The sequence below is a fragment of the Methylobacterium sp. WL103 genome (assembly GCF_008039885.1).
Classification (GTDB): Bacteria; Pseudomonadota; Alphaproteobacteria; order Rhizobiales; family Beijerinckiaceae; genus Methylobacterium; species Methylobacterium cerastii.
The window spans coordinates 1-14,103 of sequence record NZ_VRUX01000060.1 but is presented as its reverse complement, the minus strand read 5'-3'; the positions used below and the strand labels follow the sequence as shown (position 1 = coordinate 14,103).

Annotated in this window: 11 protein-coding genes; 3 read left to right on the top strand and 8 right to left on the bottom strand. The window is 70.2% G+C overall.

The window, feature by feature from the left end; all coding sequences use genetic code 11:
- Window positions 1-78: 78 nt before the first annotated feature.
- A complete protein-coding gene (locus tag FV222_RS06510) occupies window positions 79-1,716 on the bottom strand; it encodes an inorganic phosphate transporter (RefSeq protein WP_147752748.1) in 1,638 nt (545 codons plus the stop codon).
- Window positions 1,717-1,861: 145 nt separating this feature from the next.
- Window positions 1,862-2,875, bottom strand: a complete 1,014-nt coding sequence (gene rsgA, locus FV222_RS06505; RefSeq protein ID WP_147752753.1) for a ribosome small subunit-dependent GTPase A — start codon at window positions 2,873-2,875, stop codon at window positions 1,862-1,864.
- A gap of 367 nt (window positions 2,876-3,242) precedes the next feature.
- Here rsgA and FV222_RS06500 point away from each other — a divergent pair, with 367 nt between their 5' ends.
- From FV222_RS06500 to FV222_RS06490, 3 genes are all read left to right on the top strand, one after another.
- A complete protein-coding gene (locus tag FV222_RS06500) occupies window positions 3,243-5,234 on the top strand; it encodes a malonate decarboxylase subunit alpha (RefSeq protein ID WP_147752747.1) in 1,992 nt (663 codons plus the stop codon).
- Between the two features lie 218 nt (window positions 5,235-5,452).
- On the top strand, window positions 5,453-5,926 hold the full coding sequence (locus FV222_RS06495; protein ID WP_238272067.1) for a hypothetical protein: 474 nt from the start codon (window positions 5,453-5,455) through the stop codon (window positions 5,924-5,926).
- A 176-nt stretch (window positions 5,927-6,102) separates the two neighbouring features.
- Window positions 6,103-6,489, top strand: a complete 387-nt coding sequence (locus FV222_RS06490) for a hypothetical protein (RefSeq protein WP_147752746.1) — start codon at window positions 6,103-6,105, stop codon at window positions 6,487-6,489.
- A gap of 43 nt (window positions 6,490-6,532) precedes the next feature.
- Here FV222_RS06490 and FV222_RS06485 read toward each other — a convergent pair whose 3' ends face one another.
- The 6 genes from FV222_RS06485 to FV222_RS06460 all read right to left on the bottom strand — a co-directional run bounded on the left by FV222_RS06485 (window position 6,533) and on the right by FV222_RS06460 (window position 13,801).
- Window positions 6,533-6,985, bottom strand: a complete 453-nt coding sequence (locus tag FV222_RS06485) for a hypothetical protein (RefSeq protein ID WP_210248461.1) — start codon at window positions 6,983-6,985, stop codon at window positions 6,533-6,535.
- Window positions 6,986-7,012: 27 nt separating this feature from the next.
- The gene (locus tag FV222_RS06480) at window positions 7,013-7,582 is read right to left on the bottom strand and encodes a hypothetical protein (RefSeq protein WP_238272068.1); all 570 of its coding nucleotides are present in this window, start codon (window positions 7,580-7,582) and stop codon (window positions 7,013-7,015) included.
- A gap of 75 nt (window positions 7,583-7,657) precedes the next feature.
- Complete coding sequence (locus FV222_RS06475; RefSeq protein ID WP_147752744.1) at window positions 7,658-9,205, bottom strand: chromosome partitioning protein ParA; 1,548 nt, start codon at window positions 9,203-9,205, stop codon at window positions 7,658-7,660.
- Window positions 9,206-9,536: 331 nt separating this feature from the next.
- Window positions 9,537-12,014 (bottom strand): DNA topoisomerase (ATP-hydrolyzing) subunit B, encoded by a 2,478-nt coding sequence (gene gyrB, locus FV222_RS06470; RefSeq protein WP_210248460.1) that lies wholly within the window; start codon window positions 12,012-12,014, stop codon window positions 9,537-9,539.
- A 177-nt stretch (window positions 12,015-12,191) separates the two neighbouring features.
- The gene (locus FV222_RS06465; RefSeq protein ID WP_147752743.1) at window positions 12,192-13,151 is read right to left on the bottom strand and encodes an aldo/keto reductase; all 960 of its coding nucleotides are present in this window, start codon (window positions 13,149-13,151) and stop codon (window positions 12,192-12,194) included.
- Between the two features lie 5 nt (window positions 13,152-13,156).
- Window positions 13,157-13,801 (bottom strand): MBL fold metallo-hydrolase, encoded by a 645-nt coding sequence (locus tag FV222_RS06460; protein WP_147752742.1) that lies wholly within the window; start codon window positions 13,799-13,801, stop codon window positions 13,157-13,159.
- Window positions 13,802-14,103: the final 302 nt, after the last annotated feature.

Here is a 14,103-nt window from a genome sequence, read left to right as displayed (position 1 = left end):
GTGCGTCCGGGCGTCGGCGCCCTGGCATGCAACCTTCGAGCCAGGGCGCGGACCGCGTCGCGGCCCGCGCGGCCCTGTTCAGAACACGTGGCGGAGGATGAAGAACAGCACGCCCGCCAGGGTGATCGCCGCCGGCAGCGTCAGCACCCACGCCAGCGCCATGTTGCGCACGGTCGACATCTGCAGCCCGGAGCCGTTGGCCGCCATGGTGCCGGCGACGCCCGAGGACAGGATGTGCGTGGTCGAGACCGGCAGGCCGTAGACCTCGGCCAGGCCGATCGTGCCGGCGGCCACGAGCTCGGCCGAGGCGCCCTGCGCGTAGGTGAGGTGGGTCTTGCCGATCTTCTCGCCGACGGTGACGACGATGCGCTTCCAGCCGACCATGGTGCCCAGCCCCAGCGCCAGGGCGACGCAGACCTTCACCCAGGTCGGGATGTAGCGCGTGCCGTCGTTGAGGAGGCCCGCATAGGCCTTCAGCGTGCCGGCCTCGGCCTCCGAGAAGCTGGCGCCGTTCTTCGGCAGCAGCCGGATCGCGTCGGTGGCGAGGTACATGTCGTTGCGCAGGTTTGAGGTCTGCGCCGCCGGCACCTGCTTGATCGCGCCGTAGTTCTTCACGTTGGCGGCGATGTCGGTGGAGAGTGCGGCCAGCGCGCCGTAGACCGCCGGCTGGTTCAGGTCCTTGGTCTTGAGGGCGTCCGAGACCTCCTTGCGGGCGGCCGCGGCGTCGGGCTGGGCCGTGGTGCCGGCGTGGCTGGCGAACACCGTGCTGGCGTTCTGCGAGGTCTGGATGAAGGCCGGCGTGGTGTCGTCGGCCATGGTGCGGTTGAGGGCGTAGGCAGTCGGCGCGGCGCCGATCAGGATCAGCATGATCAGGCCCATGCCCTTCTGGCCGTCGTTGCCGCCGTGGAAGAACGAGACCAGCGTGCAGGTCAGGATCAGCAGCGAGCGGATCCAGAGCGGGGGCGGCGTGTCGCCCTTCGGCGCCTCGTAGAGGTCCTTGCGCCGCACGGTGAACTTGAGCGCCAGCAGCAGGAGCGCCGCGGCGACGAAGCCGATGAGCGGGCTGAACAGCAGCGCCTTGAACACGCCGAGCGCCTGGGCCCAGTCGACGCCCGAGGTCGCGGAGCCCTCCGGCGCCATCAGCTGGTTGGCGAGCCCGACGCCGATCACCGAGCCGATCAGCGCGTGCGAGGAGGAGTTCGGCAGGCCGAAGGCCCAGGTGCCGAGGTTCCAGATGATCGCGGCGATGAGCAGGGCGAAGATCATCGCGTAGCCGGCGCCGGACCCGACCTGCAGGATCAGCTCCACCGGCAGCAGCGTGACGATGGCGTAGGCCACCGCGCCCGAGGACAGCATCACCCCGAGGAAGTTGAAGGCGCCCGACCAGATCACCGCCACGAGCGGCGGCATCGAGTGGGTGTAGATCACGGTCGCCACCGCGTTGGCGGTGTCGTGGAAGCCGTTCACGAACTCGAAGGCGAGCGCGATCAGCAGGGCGAGCCCGAGGAGGACGAAGGCGCCGATCGCCAGCGGCGACTGGCCGACGGCGTTCATGTCGGCGATCAGGCTGACGACGGCGTAGACCAGGCCCGCCACCAGGACGAGCAGGAAGGCGATGATCCCGCCCGGATGCATGCCGCGATCGAGCGTCGGACCCGAGGCGCGCCGCGGTTCGGCGCCCACCCGGGGCGGCGTCAGGCTGGCGGAATCGGACATGATGGATCTCGACGGCGATCGGAGTTCAGCCGCCTTCGGATAGGCGCCGCGCATGACGGTCCGGTGACGCCGTGCGCACGGACGGCCGATCCGCGCGGGACGGCGCGGTTACGACTCCCCGAAAGCCTGAAGACCGGTCGCGCGCTCAGTGCCTGCGCGGGCGGCGGGGCGCCGTCGCCGGGGTCTTGTCGCGGTTCTCCTCGACGAGCTTGCGCCAGCGGTCCAGGCGGTCGGGGTCGAGGGCGCCCTCGGCGATGGCGGCCTGCACCGCGCAGCCGGGCTCGTGGGCGTGGGTGCAGTCGCGGAACCGGCAGTCGGGCGCCAGCTCGGTGATCTCGGCGAACAGCGTCTCGATCCCCTCCGCGGCGTCGCTGACGTGGAGCGTGCGCATCCCCGGCGTGTCGATCACCCAGCCGCCGCCCGCCATCGCGTGCAGCGAGCGTGCCGTCGTGGTGTGGCGCCCCTTGGCGTCGTGCTCCCGGATCGCGCCGGTCTCCTGCGGCGCGTCCTGGCCGGGCCCGGCCAGCGTGTTGACGAGCGTCGACTTGCCGACGCCGGACGAGCCGACCAGCGCCACGGTCTGCCCGGGCCCGCACCAGGGCGCCAGCGCCGCCGCGGCGTCCGGGCTGCGCGGGTTGACGCCGACCACCGACAACCCGCGCTGGAGCGCTGCGGCTTGCCGGCGGTAGGCCTCGACGTCGTCGGTCAGGTCGCCCTTGGTGAGGAGGATCACCGGATCGGTGCCGCCCTGGTTGGCGAGCGCGAGGTAGCGCTCCAGGCGGGCCGGGTTGAAGTCGGCGTTGCACGAGGTGACGACGAACAGGGTGTCGACGTTGGCGGCCGCCACCTGCGGGACCTTGCCGCCTTCGGTGCGCCGCTGCAGCACGGTCCTGCGCGACAGCCGCCGGTGCAGGGTCAGGGTCCGCGGGTCGGCCAGGACCCAGTCGCCGACCGTCACGTCGCCGGTGCTGGCGTGGACCGGCAGCAGCAGCTCGACGGGGCCGGCGGTCGACAGGGCGGTCAGGCGGGAGCGGTGGACCAGGGCGATCCGCATCGGCGCGAAGTCGGCCTCGGCCGGCGCGCGCTGGTCCTCGAAGAAGTCGGACCAGCCGAGGCTGGCCGCGCCTTCGGTCGGCAGGGGAGCGCCTGGGGATGACAAGGCCGCGCCTGCGGCCGGGAGGGCGTGGGGATGATCGGTCACGGCTTCAGCCCATGACACGGCGCCGGCCGGCTGACCAGCGAGCCGCGGACCGGCCGAACTCGCCGAGGAGACCCGGCGACCGCCCGCGGTTGGCGTTCCGGCCCCGCCCGACTGAATGCAATATTCTCTCGGCCGACGAGCGAGTTAATTTCAACGTCCCGACAAATAATGTTCGTTTGCAGGGTGGCGCCGGCTTGCCCTAACCTCCCCGAATGCGGTTTCGCGCGGCCATCCCGTCGCGATCCGTCAAGAATAGAGCCTGACCCAACAGGCGCCGCCGAACAGCGGCAACGAGACCGGAACGGTCGTCGGCAGGGAGAGTGGCGTGAAGAAGAACAAGATCGTCAGCGCCGACGAGGCGATCGCGCTCATCCGCACCGACGACGTCGTCACGACGACCGGCTTCGTGCAGAGCTGCATCCCCGAGGCGCTGCACGCCGCCCTCGAGAAGCGCTTCGTCGAGACCGGCGCGCCCGGCAACCTCACCCTGATCATGACGGCGGGCGCCGGCGACAGCAAAGGGCTGGGCACCGGGCGCCTCCACCACGAGGGCCTGCTCGGGCGGGTGATCGCGGCGAACTTCGGGCGGATGCCGAAGGTGGCGCAGGCCGCCCAGGACAACCGCATCCGCGGCTACAACCTGCCGCAGGGCGTGATCTCTCAGCTCTACCGCGCCTGCGCGGCCGGCCAGCCGGGCCTGTTCTCGAAGGTCGGCCTGCACACCTACGTCGACCCGCGCCACGGCGGCGGCCGGGTGAACACCCTGACCACCGAGGAGATCGTCAAGGTCGTGGAAGTCGAGGGCGAGGAGTGGCTGTTCTACCGGGCCACCAAGATCGACGTCGCCTTCATCCGCGCCACCAGCGCCGACCCGTCGGGCAACCTCTGCGTCTCCAAGGAGGCGCTGACGCTGGACAACCTCGCCCAGGCGATGGCGGCGCGCAACAACGGCGGCATCGTCATCGCGCAGGTGGAGCGCATCGTCGAGCAGGGCTCGATCAAGCCCAAGGACGTGCGCGTGCCGGGCATCCTGGTCGACTGCGTCGTGGTGGCGCCGCCCGAGCACCACCGCATGAATTACGGCGTCCAGCACGACGCGGCGCTCGCCGGCGAGATCCGCGTGCCGGTGACCGGCCTCAAGAAGATGACGCTCGACGCGCGCAAGATCATCGCGCGCCGCGCCGCGTTCGAGCTGCCGCCGAACGGCGTGGTCAACCTCGGCGTCGGCGCGCCCGAAGGCATCTCGTCGGTCGCCAACGAGGAGAAGGTCACCCCCTACATCACCCTGACGACCGAGGCCGGGGCGGTGGGCGGCGTGCTGGCCTCGGGCTCGAGCTTCGGCGCGGCGACCAACGCCGACGCGATCATCGACCAGAACCAGATGTTCGACTTCTACGACGGCGGCGGCCTCGACATGACCTGCCTGGGGCTCGCCGAATGCGACGGCGCCGGCAACGTCAACACCAGCCGCTTCGGCGGCCGGCTCAACGGCTGCGGCGGCTTCATCAACATCTCGCAGAACGCCCGCAAGGTGGTGTTCGCCGGCACCTTCACCTCCGGCGGCCTCGTCACCGAGATCGACGAGGGGCGCCTGCGGATCGTGCAGGAGGGGCGCTCGCGCAAGTTCGTGGCGGCCGTCGAGCAGAACACCTTCAGCGGGCCGTTCGCGCAGGAGCGCCGCCAGCCGGTGCTCTACGTGACGGAGCGCTGCGTCTTCAACCTGACGCAGGCCGGGCTGGAGCTGATCGAGGTGGCTCCGGGCATCGACATCGGCCGCGACATCCTCGCCCACATGGACTTCACGCCGGTGATCGAGAACCCGATCCCGATGGACCTGCGCATCTTCCGCGACGAGCCGATGGAGCTCCTGGCCGACCTCCTGAACCTCAACCTGCCCGACCGGGTCAGCTACGACCCGGGCCGAAACCTGCTCTTCGTCAACCTCGAAGGCTGGCAGGTCCGCTCGAAGGGCGACATCGACGCCCTGCGGCAGGTGCTCGAGACCGCCTGCCTGAAGGCCGGGCAGCGGGTGAACTCGGTGGTCAACCACGACGGGTTCCGCATCGGCGAGAACCTCTACGACGACTACGCCGAGATGATCGAGTACCTGTCGAAGTACCACTACCTCACGACGACGCGCTACGCGACGAGCGCCTTCCTGCGCCTGAAGATGCAGGAGGCCCTGAGCCGCCGCGGCCTCGCCCCGCACGTGTTCGAGCGCCGCTCGGAGGCCCACGCCTTCCTCGAAGCCGCCGAGCGCGAGGCGGCCGCGCAGCAGGCGTTGGCCGACGTCATCCCGTTGCGCGCCGCCAGCTGACCCACGGTCCGGCGGTCGTCCGGGCCGGCTTCGGCCTGAGACCCACGCAGGCGGAACAGGGCCGGTGAGCGCCGGCCCGATCGCGGTCGCACATCCGCCCGTGGCGGGATGGCATCGTCCGGGTGGACAAGGCGGCCTTTTCACGCTTCCTAGACGGCTTCTCCCGGACGGCCCGCGGATGGCATATTCGGGATGACGGTGGCGGTGGCGGAAGGGTCATGATGGGTCCGGCGAACGAGTATCCTTGGGAGAAGGCCTCCGAGCCGGCGCCGGCCGCCGAGAGCCATCTCGCGAACGTACTGCGGCTGGTCGGCACGTCCGGCGGCAGCGTCGCAGCCGTCCCGGCGCGGCCTTCGCCGTCGCAGGATTGGTCGAAGCTGATCGATTGCGTCCGTCACGCGGCCCATCAGACCCGCGCGGTCGAGGCCGCGGTCCAGAAGAAGGAGATGCACGTCCAAGAGGTTCTCGAACGCGTCCGCGAGGATGTGAAGAGCGCCGGAGAGCGCGTCCGGGCGGCCGAGGCGCGGGTGGTCGAGATCCAGAGCCGAACCGATGCCCTGCTCAGGGCCGCGGACGAGCGGGTGGCTGCGGCGGAGGAGCGGGCGCGCATCGCCGAGGACTGGCTGTCCCGCGTCTACGACACGATCGCGAGCGAGTTCGGCCTGGATCCGGACCTGAAGCGGAGTGCCTGATGGCCCCTGTCGCGCGACGTCCCGCGGCCGCGCCGATGGCGGATGAGCCGGATGTCCGGACGGCCGAGGCCGGGCGCGGCCGTTCGAGGGTCGCGGCCGATGCGACGGCGGCGAACACGGTCGTTCCTCTGTTCGCGGCTCCGGAGGTCGCGGGCGGACCGTCCGGACCGGGTCAGGTGGTCGATTGGCCGTCGGCCATCGCGCAGATCCGCGAGGCCGGCGCGCACCTTCGCCGGATGCACGACGTCGCGCAGGCGATGTCCCGGCACGCGCGGGCGATGATCCGCCGCAGCCTTGATCAGACGGAGGAGGCCGAGCGGCGAGCCCACACCGCCGAAGCCGCGGCCGTGGCGGCCAGCCTGCGCGCCGACGGGGCGGAGGAGCGGCTTCGGCAGGCCGAGGCGCGGGCGCGGCTTGCGGAGGATCGCGCCGCCATCGCGGTGGCCGCGGAAGCCGAAGCGCAGATCTGGCTCAGGCGAACCTATGCCTGCCTGAAGGCCGAGTCTTCGAACACCGAGTCTTCGAACACCAAGCCCGCGAAGGGCGACACGCAGACCCGGTGAAGCGATCCCGAGGGTCCGGGGCGATCGGCGCCGAGGGGAACCTTCAGGATGCGGAAAACTCGTCGCTGATGATGCCCTGAAGGCGCACGAGCCAGTCCTCGGCGGTCTGCGCCCGCTCTTCCGCGGCGAGGGTCTTCCGGTCCGCATCCGCGGCTCGGGTCCTGGCCGCCTCGCACTGCATCGCCGAGGCGTCCTTCGCGATCCTCGCCTCGGTGAGGGCGGCCTGAAGTTCGGTAACCTCCCGGCGCAACACGACGATCTCGTAGTGCAATGCGTCGATGTCCGCCGCGAACGCCTCGCGTTCCCGCTGGACTTGATACACCAGCTTGTTGGCCTGGATCTGGATGGTCTGCCGCCATGCCTCGAGGCGGTGCATGCCCTCGCTGGCCTGGGCGATGAGCCTGAGCGCCGTTTCGGGATCGAACCCCGCCGATCGCGAAGGCACGTAGAGGACGACGGAGCCGCTCTTTCCGGCCTTCGAATTGTCCGACACCATGAAATCCGACACAGGCGGGGGGCTCGCTCAGCCGGCGGCGTCGGCGTGCGACGAATCCGTTTCCTGCGCCTTCCTCTGGCCGAAGGCCGCGAACACCGCATCGTGCAGGCGCACCAGCCAGGCCTCGGCGTCACCAGCCCGCGCCTCGGCGTCGCCGGCGCGGGTCTCGGCGAGGCGGGCCCGTTCCTCCGCGCGCGCCAACTTCTGTTCCCCGGCCGCGATCTGCTGGTTGAGGCGACGCATCTCCTCGGAGGCCTGCGTGACCACGTGGTTGAGCTGCGCTTCCAGTTCGGCGGCTCTCTGCTCGCCGATGCGGATCGCCTCGCTGGCCTCCTGGATGAGATCGATGGCGGAGGACCATTCGCGCAGGGGGGCGCCGCCCCCTTCGGGCGCGCCCGCCGCCTCGCCGCCCGCCGTGTTCTCGAACGACGGCAGAAGGCTGACGATCTTCTCGCCCGGCTTGCCCGCGTTGACCTGCCACGCGCGCAGCATCATCGCGGACCCCGAAGACGACGACGCATCCTTTTGAGCAGTGTCGGACATGGCGAATTCCCGGATGATCGGTTGGGGATAGAGCCGTTCCTTGTCGCGCTGCAAGCGGGAGCGGCTCTAGGTCTCTGTTATGACGTGCTTTCTTTCGCAGGACCGGCGTCCACGTCCGCGGAAAGAACGCTAGCTGGCTTGGTCCGGATGCAGGAACGGACGCACGTTGCTCGGTTCCTGCGGGGCGGCATCGGGGCCCGGCCGCCCCATGTCCTCCTCCATGCCGCGCCAGCCGCGCCCGGAGCGCTTGAGGGCCTCGTACTGCTTCTGGAGCGTGACCCGGGTCTCCCGGGCGATGTCCAGCGCGCCCTGCACGAGGGCGCGTTCCGAGCGCTCGTTCTGGAGATCCTCCGTCAGGCGGCGCGTCGTCGTCTCGAACTCCGTCCGTGCGGCTTCCTGGCGATGAACGATCTGCTCGATCCGCTCGGTGAGGGCCGCGTTGCGCACGCCTGCCTGCTCCAGGGCGGCATCCTTCGCGGCCAGCGCCTTGCTGAGCATGTCGCATCGCGCATCGAGTTCCGCGCGCAGGCGCTGCATCTCGAGGAAGCGTTCCGTCTGACGGGCCAGATCGCTCTGGAGGGAGTCGAGGCGCCGTTCCGCGGTCGTGCGGGCGATGCTCGCCTCCTTGAAGTTGCGGTCGGCGATGCGATGCGCCTCGTCCTTCTCGCGCAGCTGATTGCGCGATTGCGTGAGCAGCTGCTCATGGGAATCGGCCCGGTTGGTCGCCGCCTCCAGCTTCATCGCCAAGCCCGCACGCTCGGTGCGCAGCGTCGTCATCTCGGCTTCGTGCTGCGCCTCGTTGCGCTCGCGCAAAGCCGTCTCGGCGGCGAGCTGGGCTTCGACGGCGCGCAGGCGCTGCCGTTCGCCCTCCGCGATCCCTTCCAGGTTCCGGTGCCGGGCCGCCAGCTCCGAGAGCTGCCCGGCCTGCTCCTCGCTCAGCCCCTGGAGCCTACGGCTTTCCTGCTCCAAGGCACTCAGGCTCTCCCGGGCGCCCAGCAGATCGTGTTCTGATCGCGCGAGGGCGCTGTCAGCGGCCTGAGCCTCCAGGCGAAGCGCCTTGTTCTCGCCGGTCAGGGCCTTGGTCTGCTCGATCTCCGCGAACAGTTGACGGTCCAGGTTCTCGATGGCGAGCGTCTTGTCGCGCAGTTCCACGCGTTGCGTGGCCACCGTCGCCTCCCCGGCCTGCAGATGATCCTCGGCCCGGCTCGCGCGGGCCAGCGCATCCGACAGTTCGCCCGCCAGGGTCGAGATGCGCGTCGACAGCTCTGCGACTTCGAGGCGGATCGTGCGTCCGGACTGGAATTCCTGGGCCAGCGACGTCTCGAGTTCCGCGATGCGCATGCTGGCGCGCGGGAGTTCGTCGCTGATGCTGATGATCGGCTCGAGGATCGACGAGAAGTCGTCCTGCAGCGTGCGGAGGTCGTCCAGGCGATCGACCATCGCCTCGATCCGCTGCCGGACGATCTCGTCGCGCTGGCCGATCGAGTCGAGCGAGGAGCGGAGGGTTTCCGACTTGGGCTTGGCGCGCTCGGTGGAGGCGGCGGCGCGGACGTCGGCCTGCGGCAGGCCTCGATCGGCCCGGGCAGCCCGTTCGGACGCCTCGCGCTGGGGCGAGGGGGAAGGCGAGGGAGCGGGCGGTGTCGGCGACAGCACGTTTCGGAAGGACGTCCAAGCCATCGCAGCGACACTTCTCCACGGCATGCCGGCCCGTTGCGAGCCTTCTGCCGCGCATAGCTAGCACTTTTTCTACAAATTAAAAAGCATGACAGTAAATTTTCGACGAAACGGCGCATGCAATATCAGAGAAAGGCATTGCCAACATTCAAGTTTTCCCAAGTCAAAACGTCCGACCGACGCTGAGCAAGGTTATGACTTGCTCGACGAGAGACTTATTCTCCTGTGGAAAAGGCGGGATCGCTTTCAGATCTGAAGAGTGCGGCCACGCCGAGACATCTCGGCGAACCTGCAGCGTTCCGTGGTTCGACCGCCGCCGCACCCTGGATAAGTCTTACACGTCGAGGTTCGCCACGCTCAGCGCGTTCTCCTGGATGAACTCGCGGCGGGGCTCGACCACGTCGCCCATCAGCTTGACGAAGAGGTCGCCGGCCTCCTCGGTATCCTTGACCTTCACCTGGAGCAGCGAGCGGATGTCGCGGTCGAGCGTCGTCTCCCAGAGCTGCTGCGCGGTCATCTCGCCCAAGCCTTTGTAGCGCTGGAGCTGCAGCCCCTTGCGGCCGAAGGCCATCACCGCCTCGAACAGGGCGGCCGGCCCGTGCAGGACCGTCGACTCGCCCTTGCGCGAGAACGTCACCGGCTCGCCGTAGATCTCGCGGAGCGCGTCGGCGCGGTCGACCAGGCGCCGCGCCTCCTGCGAGGCGATCAGGCCGGCGTCCAGCGTCGCGACCTGGCGCACGCCGCGCAGAGTCCGCCCGAAGACGTAGCCGCCGTCGGCCGCCTCGCCCTGCCAGCCCTGCTCGATGTCGTCGGCGATGGCGTCGAGGCGCTTGGCCGTCACGTCGGCCAGCACCTCGGCCTCGCCGGCATGCTCGGCCGCCTCCGGCCGGAACGCGCCGGCCAGCACCGCCTGCTCGACGACCGAGCGGTCGTAGCGGGTGTGGAGGTTCAGCAGGATGCCGCGGAAGGCGCGGGCCTCCTCGACCAGGGTCTTGAGCTGCGGCCCGCCGAACGCGGCGCCCGACGCCAGCGTCAGCGTCGCGCCCTCGACGCCCTGGTCGATCAGGTAGTCCTCGAGCGCGCGCTCGTCCTTGAGGTAGAGCGCCTTGCGGCCGCGCTCGGCTTTGTAGAGCGGCGGCTGGGCGATGTAGAGGTGCCCGCGCTCGATCAGCTCCGGCATCTGCCGGAAGAAGAAGGTCAGCAGCAGGGTGCGGATGTGCGAGCCGTCCACGTCCGCGTCGGTCATGATGATGATGCGGTGGTAGCGCAGCTTGTCCGGGTTGAAGCCCTCGCGGTCGGTCGAGGACCGCCCGATCCCGGCCCCCAACGCGGTGATCAGCGTGCCGATCTCGGCCGAGCCCAGCATCCGGTCGGCGCGCACGCGCTCCACGTTGAGGATCTTGCCCCGCAGCGGCAGCACCGCCTGGAACGTCCGGTCGCGGCCCTGCTTGGCCGAGCCGCCGGCCGAGTCGCCCTCGACCAGCAGGATCTCGCACTTGCTCGGGTCGCGCTCCTGGCAGTCGGCGAGTTTGCCCGGCAGCGAGGCGATGTCGAGCGCGCCCTTGCGGGTCACGGTCTCGCGGGCCTTGCGCGCGGCCTCGCGGGCGGAGGCGGCCAGGATCACCTTGCTCATCACCGAGCGGGCCTGGGACGGGTTCTCCTCGAGCCAGTTAGACAGGCCCTCGTTGAGCACGTTCTCCACCGCCGGGCGCACCTCGGAGGAGACGAGCTTGTCCTTGGTCTGGGACGAGAACTTCGGGTCCGGCACCTGCACCGAGATCACTGCGGTCAGGCCCTCGCGGCAATCCTCGCCGGTGAGGGTGATCTTCTCGCGCTTGGCGATGCCGGAGGATTCCGCGTAGCCGGTGACCTGGCGGGTCAGCGCGGCGCGGAAGCCCGCCATGTGGGTGCCGCCGTCGCGCTGCGGGATGTTGTTGGTGAAGGGCAGCACGGTCTCGTTGAACGAGTCGTTCCACCACAACGCCACCTCGACGCGGATGCCGTCGCGCTCGGCGCGCACCATCACCGGCTTGCTGACCCCGTCGATGGGTTTGCGCGAGCGGTCGAGGTAGCGCACGAACGCCTCGATCCCGCCCTCGTAGTACAGCTCCTCGCGCCGGTGCTCGGCGTGGCGCGCGTCGGTGAGCACGATCCGGACGCCGGAATTGAGGAAGGCGAGCTCGCGCAGGCGCTTCTCCAGCGTCGCGAAGTCGAACTCGATCATCGTGAAGGTGTCGGTCGAGGGCAGGAAGCTGACCTCGGTTCCCTTACGCCCCTCGCCGGGGCCCTCCACCTTGAGCGGAGCCACGGCGTCGCCGTGGCGGAACTCCATCGTGTGCTCCTTGCCGTTGCGCCAGATGCGCAGGCGCAGCCATTGCGACAGGGCGTTGACGACCGAGACGCCGACGCCGTGCAGGCCGCCCGAGACCTTGTAGGAGTTCTGGTCGAACTTACCGCCGGCGTGCAGCTGGGTCATGATGACCTCGGCCGCCGAGACGCCCTCCTCCTTGTGGATGTCCACCGGGATGCCGCGGCCGTTGTCCGAGACGGTGCAGGAGCCGTCGGCGTTCAGCGTCACGGTGACGAGGTCGGCGTGCCCCCCCAGCGCCTCGTCGATGGCGTTGTCCACCACCTCGTAGACCATGTGGTGGAGGCCAGAGCCGTCGTCGGTGTCGCCGATATACATGCCTGGGCGCTTGCGCACCGCATCGAGGCCCTTGAGCACGCGGATCGATTCCGCGCCGTAGGCGTCGACGAACTCGGCGGGTGGCACGGCGCCCTGGGACGGGTCGTTCGGGTTCTGGTCAGACATCAAGGTCCTCGGGCAGGCGGGTCTGAGCGCGAGGGTCCGGCGCCCGCTTGGGAGCAGCCCCGCCTGCGATTCGATCAGTCCGCCCCATATAGGCGTTCCGCCTTGAAATTGCATCGTTTCCGGGCACGCACGGCCAAGCTCGTTCCCGTGTTCTGACCGCGCCGCGTTAACGCCGGGTTAGACCTGAATCCCGCCCGCCGTCGCCACGTCGAGCCGGGCGACCGCGTCCGGCGAAAGCCGCAGGGTCACGGCGCCGACGAGCTCGTCGAGCTGGGCCGTCGAGGTCGCGCTGGCGATCGGCGCGGTGACGCCGGGCCGGGCCATGATCCAGGCGAGCGCCACCTGCGCCGGGGTGGCGTCGTGCTCGGCGGCGACCGCGTCGAGGACGCCCAGCAGCGCAAAGCCCTTCGGCGTCAGGTACTTGGAAACCCGGTTCTCGCGGGCGCGGCCGGCGGCGGATTCCGCCGAGCGGTACTTGCCCGTGAGGAAGCCGGCCGCCAGCGAGAAGTAGCCGATGACGCCGAGCCCCGCCTCGCGGCACAGGGGCTCGAGATCGGCCTCGTAGCCGCGCTCGGCGAGGCTGTAATCGGGCTGCAGGCATTCGTAGCGCGGCAGGCCCTCGCGCTCCGAAATCGCCAGCGCCTCGCGCAGGCGAACGGCCGAGAAGTTCGAGGCGCCGACCGCCCGGACCTTGCCCGCCTGGATCAGGCGTTCGTAGGCGCGCAGCGTCTCCTCCTGCGGGGTCGCCGCGTCGTCCGCATGCGACTGGTACAGGTCGATCCGGTCGGTCCGCAGCCGGCGCAGCGACGCCTCGCAGGCCTCGGCGATGCGCGCGGGCGCAAGGCCGGTGCGGCCCTCGCCCATGTCCATGCCGACCTTGGTCGCCAGCACGATCCTGTCGCGCAGGCCGCGCGCGGCGAACCAGCGCCCGATCACCGCCTCCGACTCGCCGCCGGCATGACCGGGCGCCCAGCGCGAGTAGACGTCGGCCGTGTCGACGAAGTTCAGGCCCGCCTCGACCAGGCGGTCGAGGATCGCGAACGACGTGGTCTCGTCGGCCGTCCAGCCGAAGACGTTGGCGCCGAGGCACAGGGGGGCGACGGCGAGGCCGGAGCGGCCGAGGGGGCGCTGTTCCATCGCGCTCAACCCTGCAGGAACGGGTTCGAGACCCGTTCCTCGCCGAGCGTCCCGGTGGGGCCGTGGCCGGGGATGAAGGCGAGGTCGTCGCCGAGCGGCAGCACCTTTTCCTTGATCGCGCGGATGAGCTGGTCGTGGTTGCCGCCCGGCAGGTCGGTGCGTCCGACCGAGCCCTTGAACACCACGTCGCCGACCAGCGCGAAGCGCGCATCGCGGCTGACGAAGACCACGCTGCCGGGCGAATGTCCCGGCGCATGCAGGATGTCGAAGGCCAGCGGGCCGACGGTGACCGCGTCGCCCTCGTCGAGCCAGCGGTCCGGCGTCACGACGCGGGCGCCGTCGATGCCGTAGTTGGCGCCGGTCTCGGGCAGCGAGTCGAGCAGGTAGCGGTCGGCCTCGTGCGGGCCCTCGATCGGCACGCCCAGGCGCTCGCGCAGCTCGGCCGCGCCGCCGGCATGGTCGATGTGCCCGTGCGTCAGCAGGATCTTCTCCACGCGCACGCCCTGCTCGGCGATGGCCGCCTCGATCCGGTCGAGGTCGCCGCCGGGGTCGACGACGGCGCCGACCTTGGTCGCCGCGTCCCAGATCAGGGTGCAGTTCTGCTGGAAGGGCGTCACCGGGATGATCCCGACGCGGGGCGTGCCTGGCATGGTCGTCCGTTCACGAAACTGGAGGGCGCGAGGTCCACACGTTCTAGCCCGTATCGGATCGAGCCGCACCCCACGGACGCTTGTATCCGAAATGCGACGGCTGGGCCGATTCACCGGCGCCCCGCCGGACTCCGCTGGTTGGTTGACCGCGCAACCGATACAACCTTGTGCGCAATCCTATGTCGTCCCGCGGATCCGCCCGTGCCTGTGTCCGTGCCGCCCGCACTCCTCGACGCCGCCGCACGGCCGCCGGCCGCGCCGCGCGTCGAATGAGGGCGTTCCGGCATCCGGGGCCAAGCGCC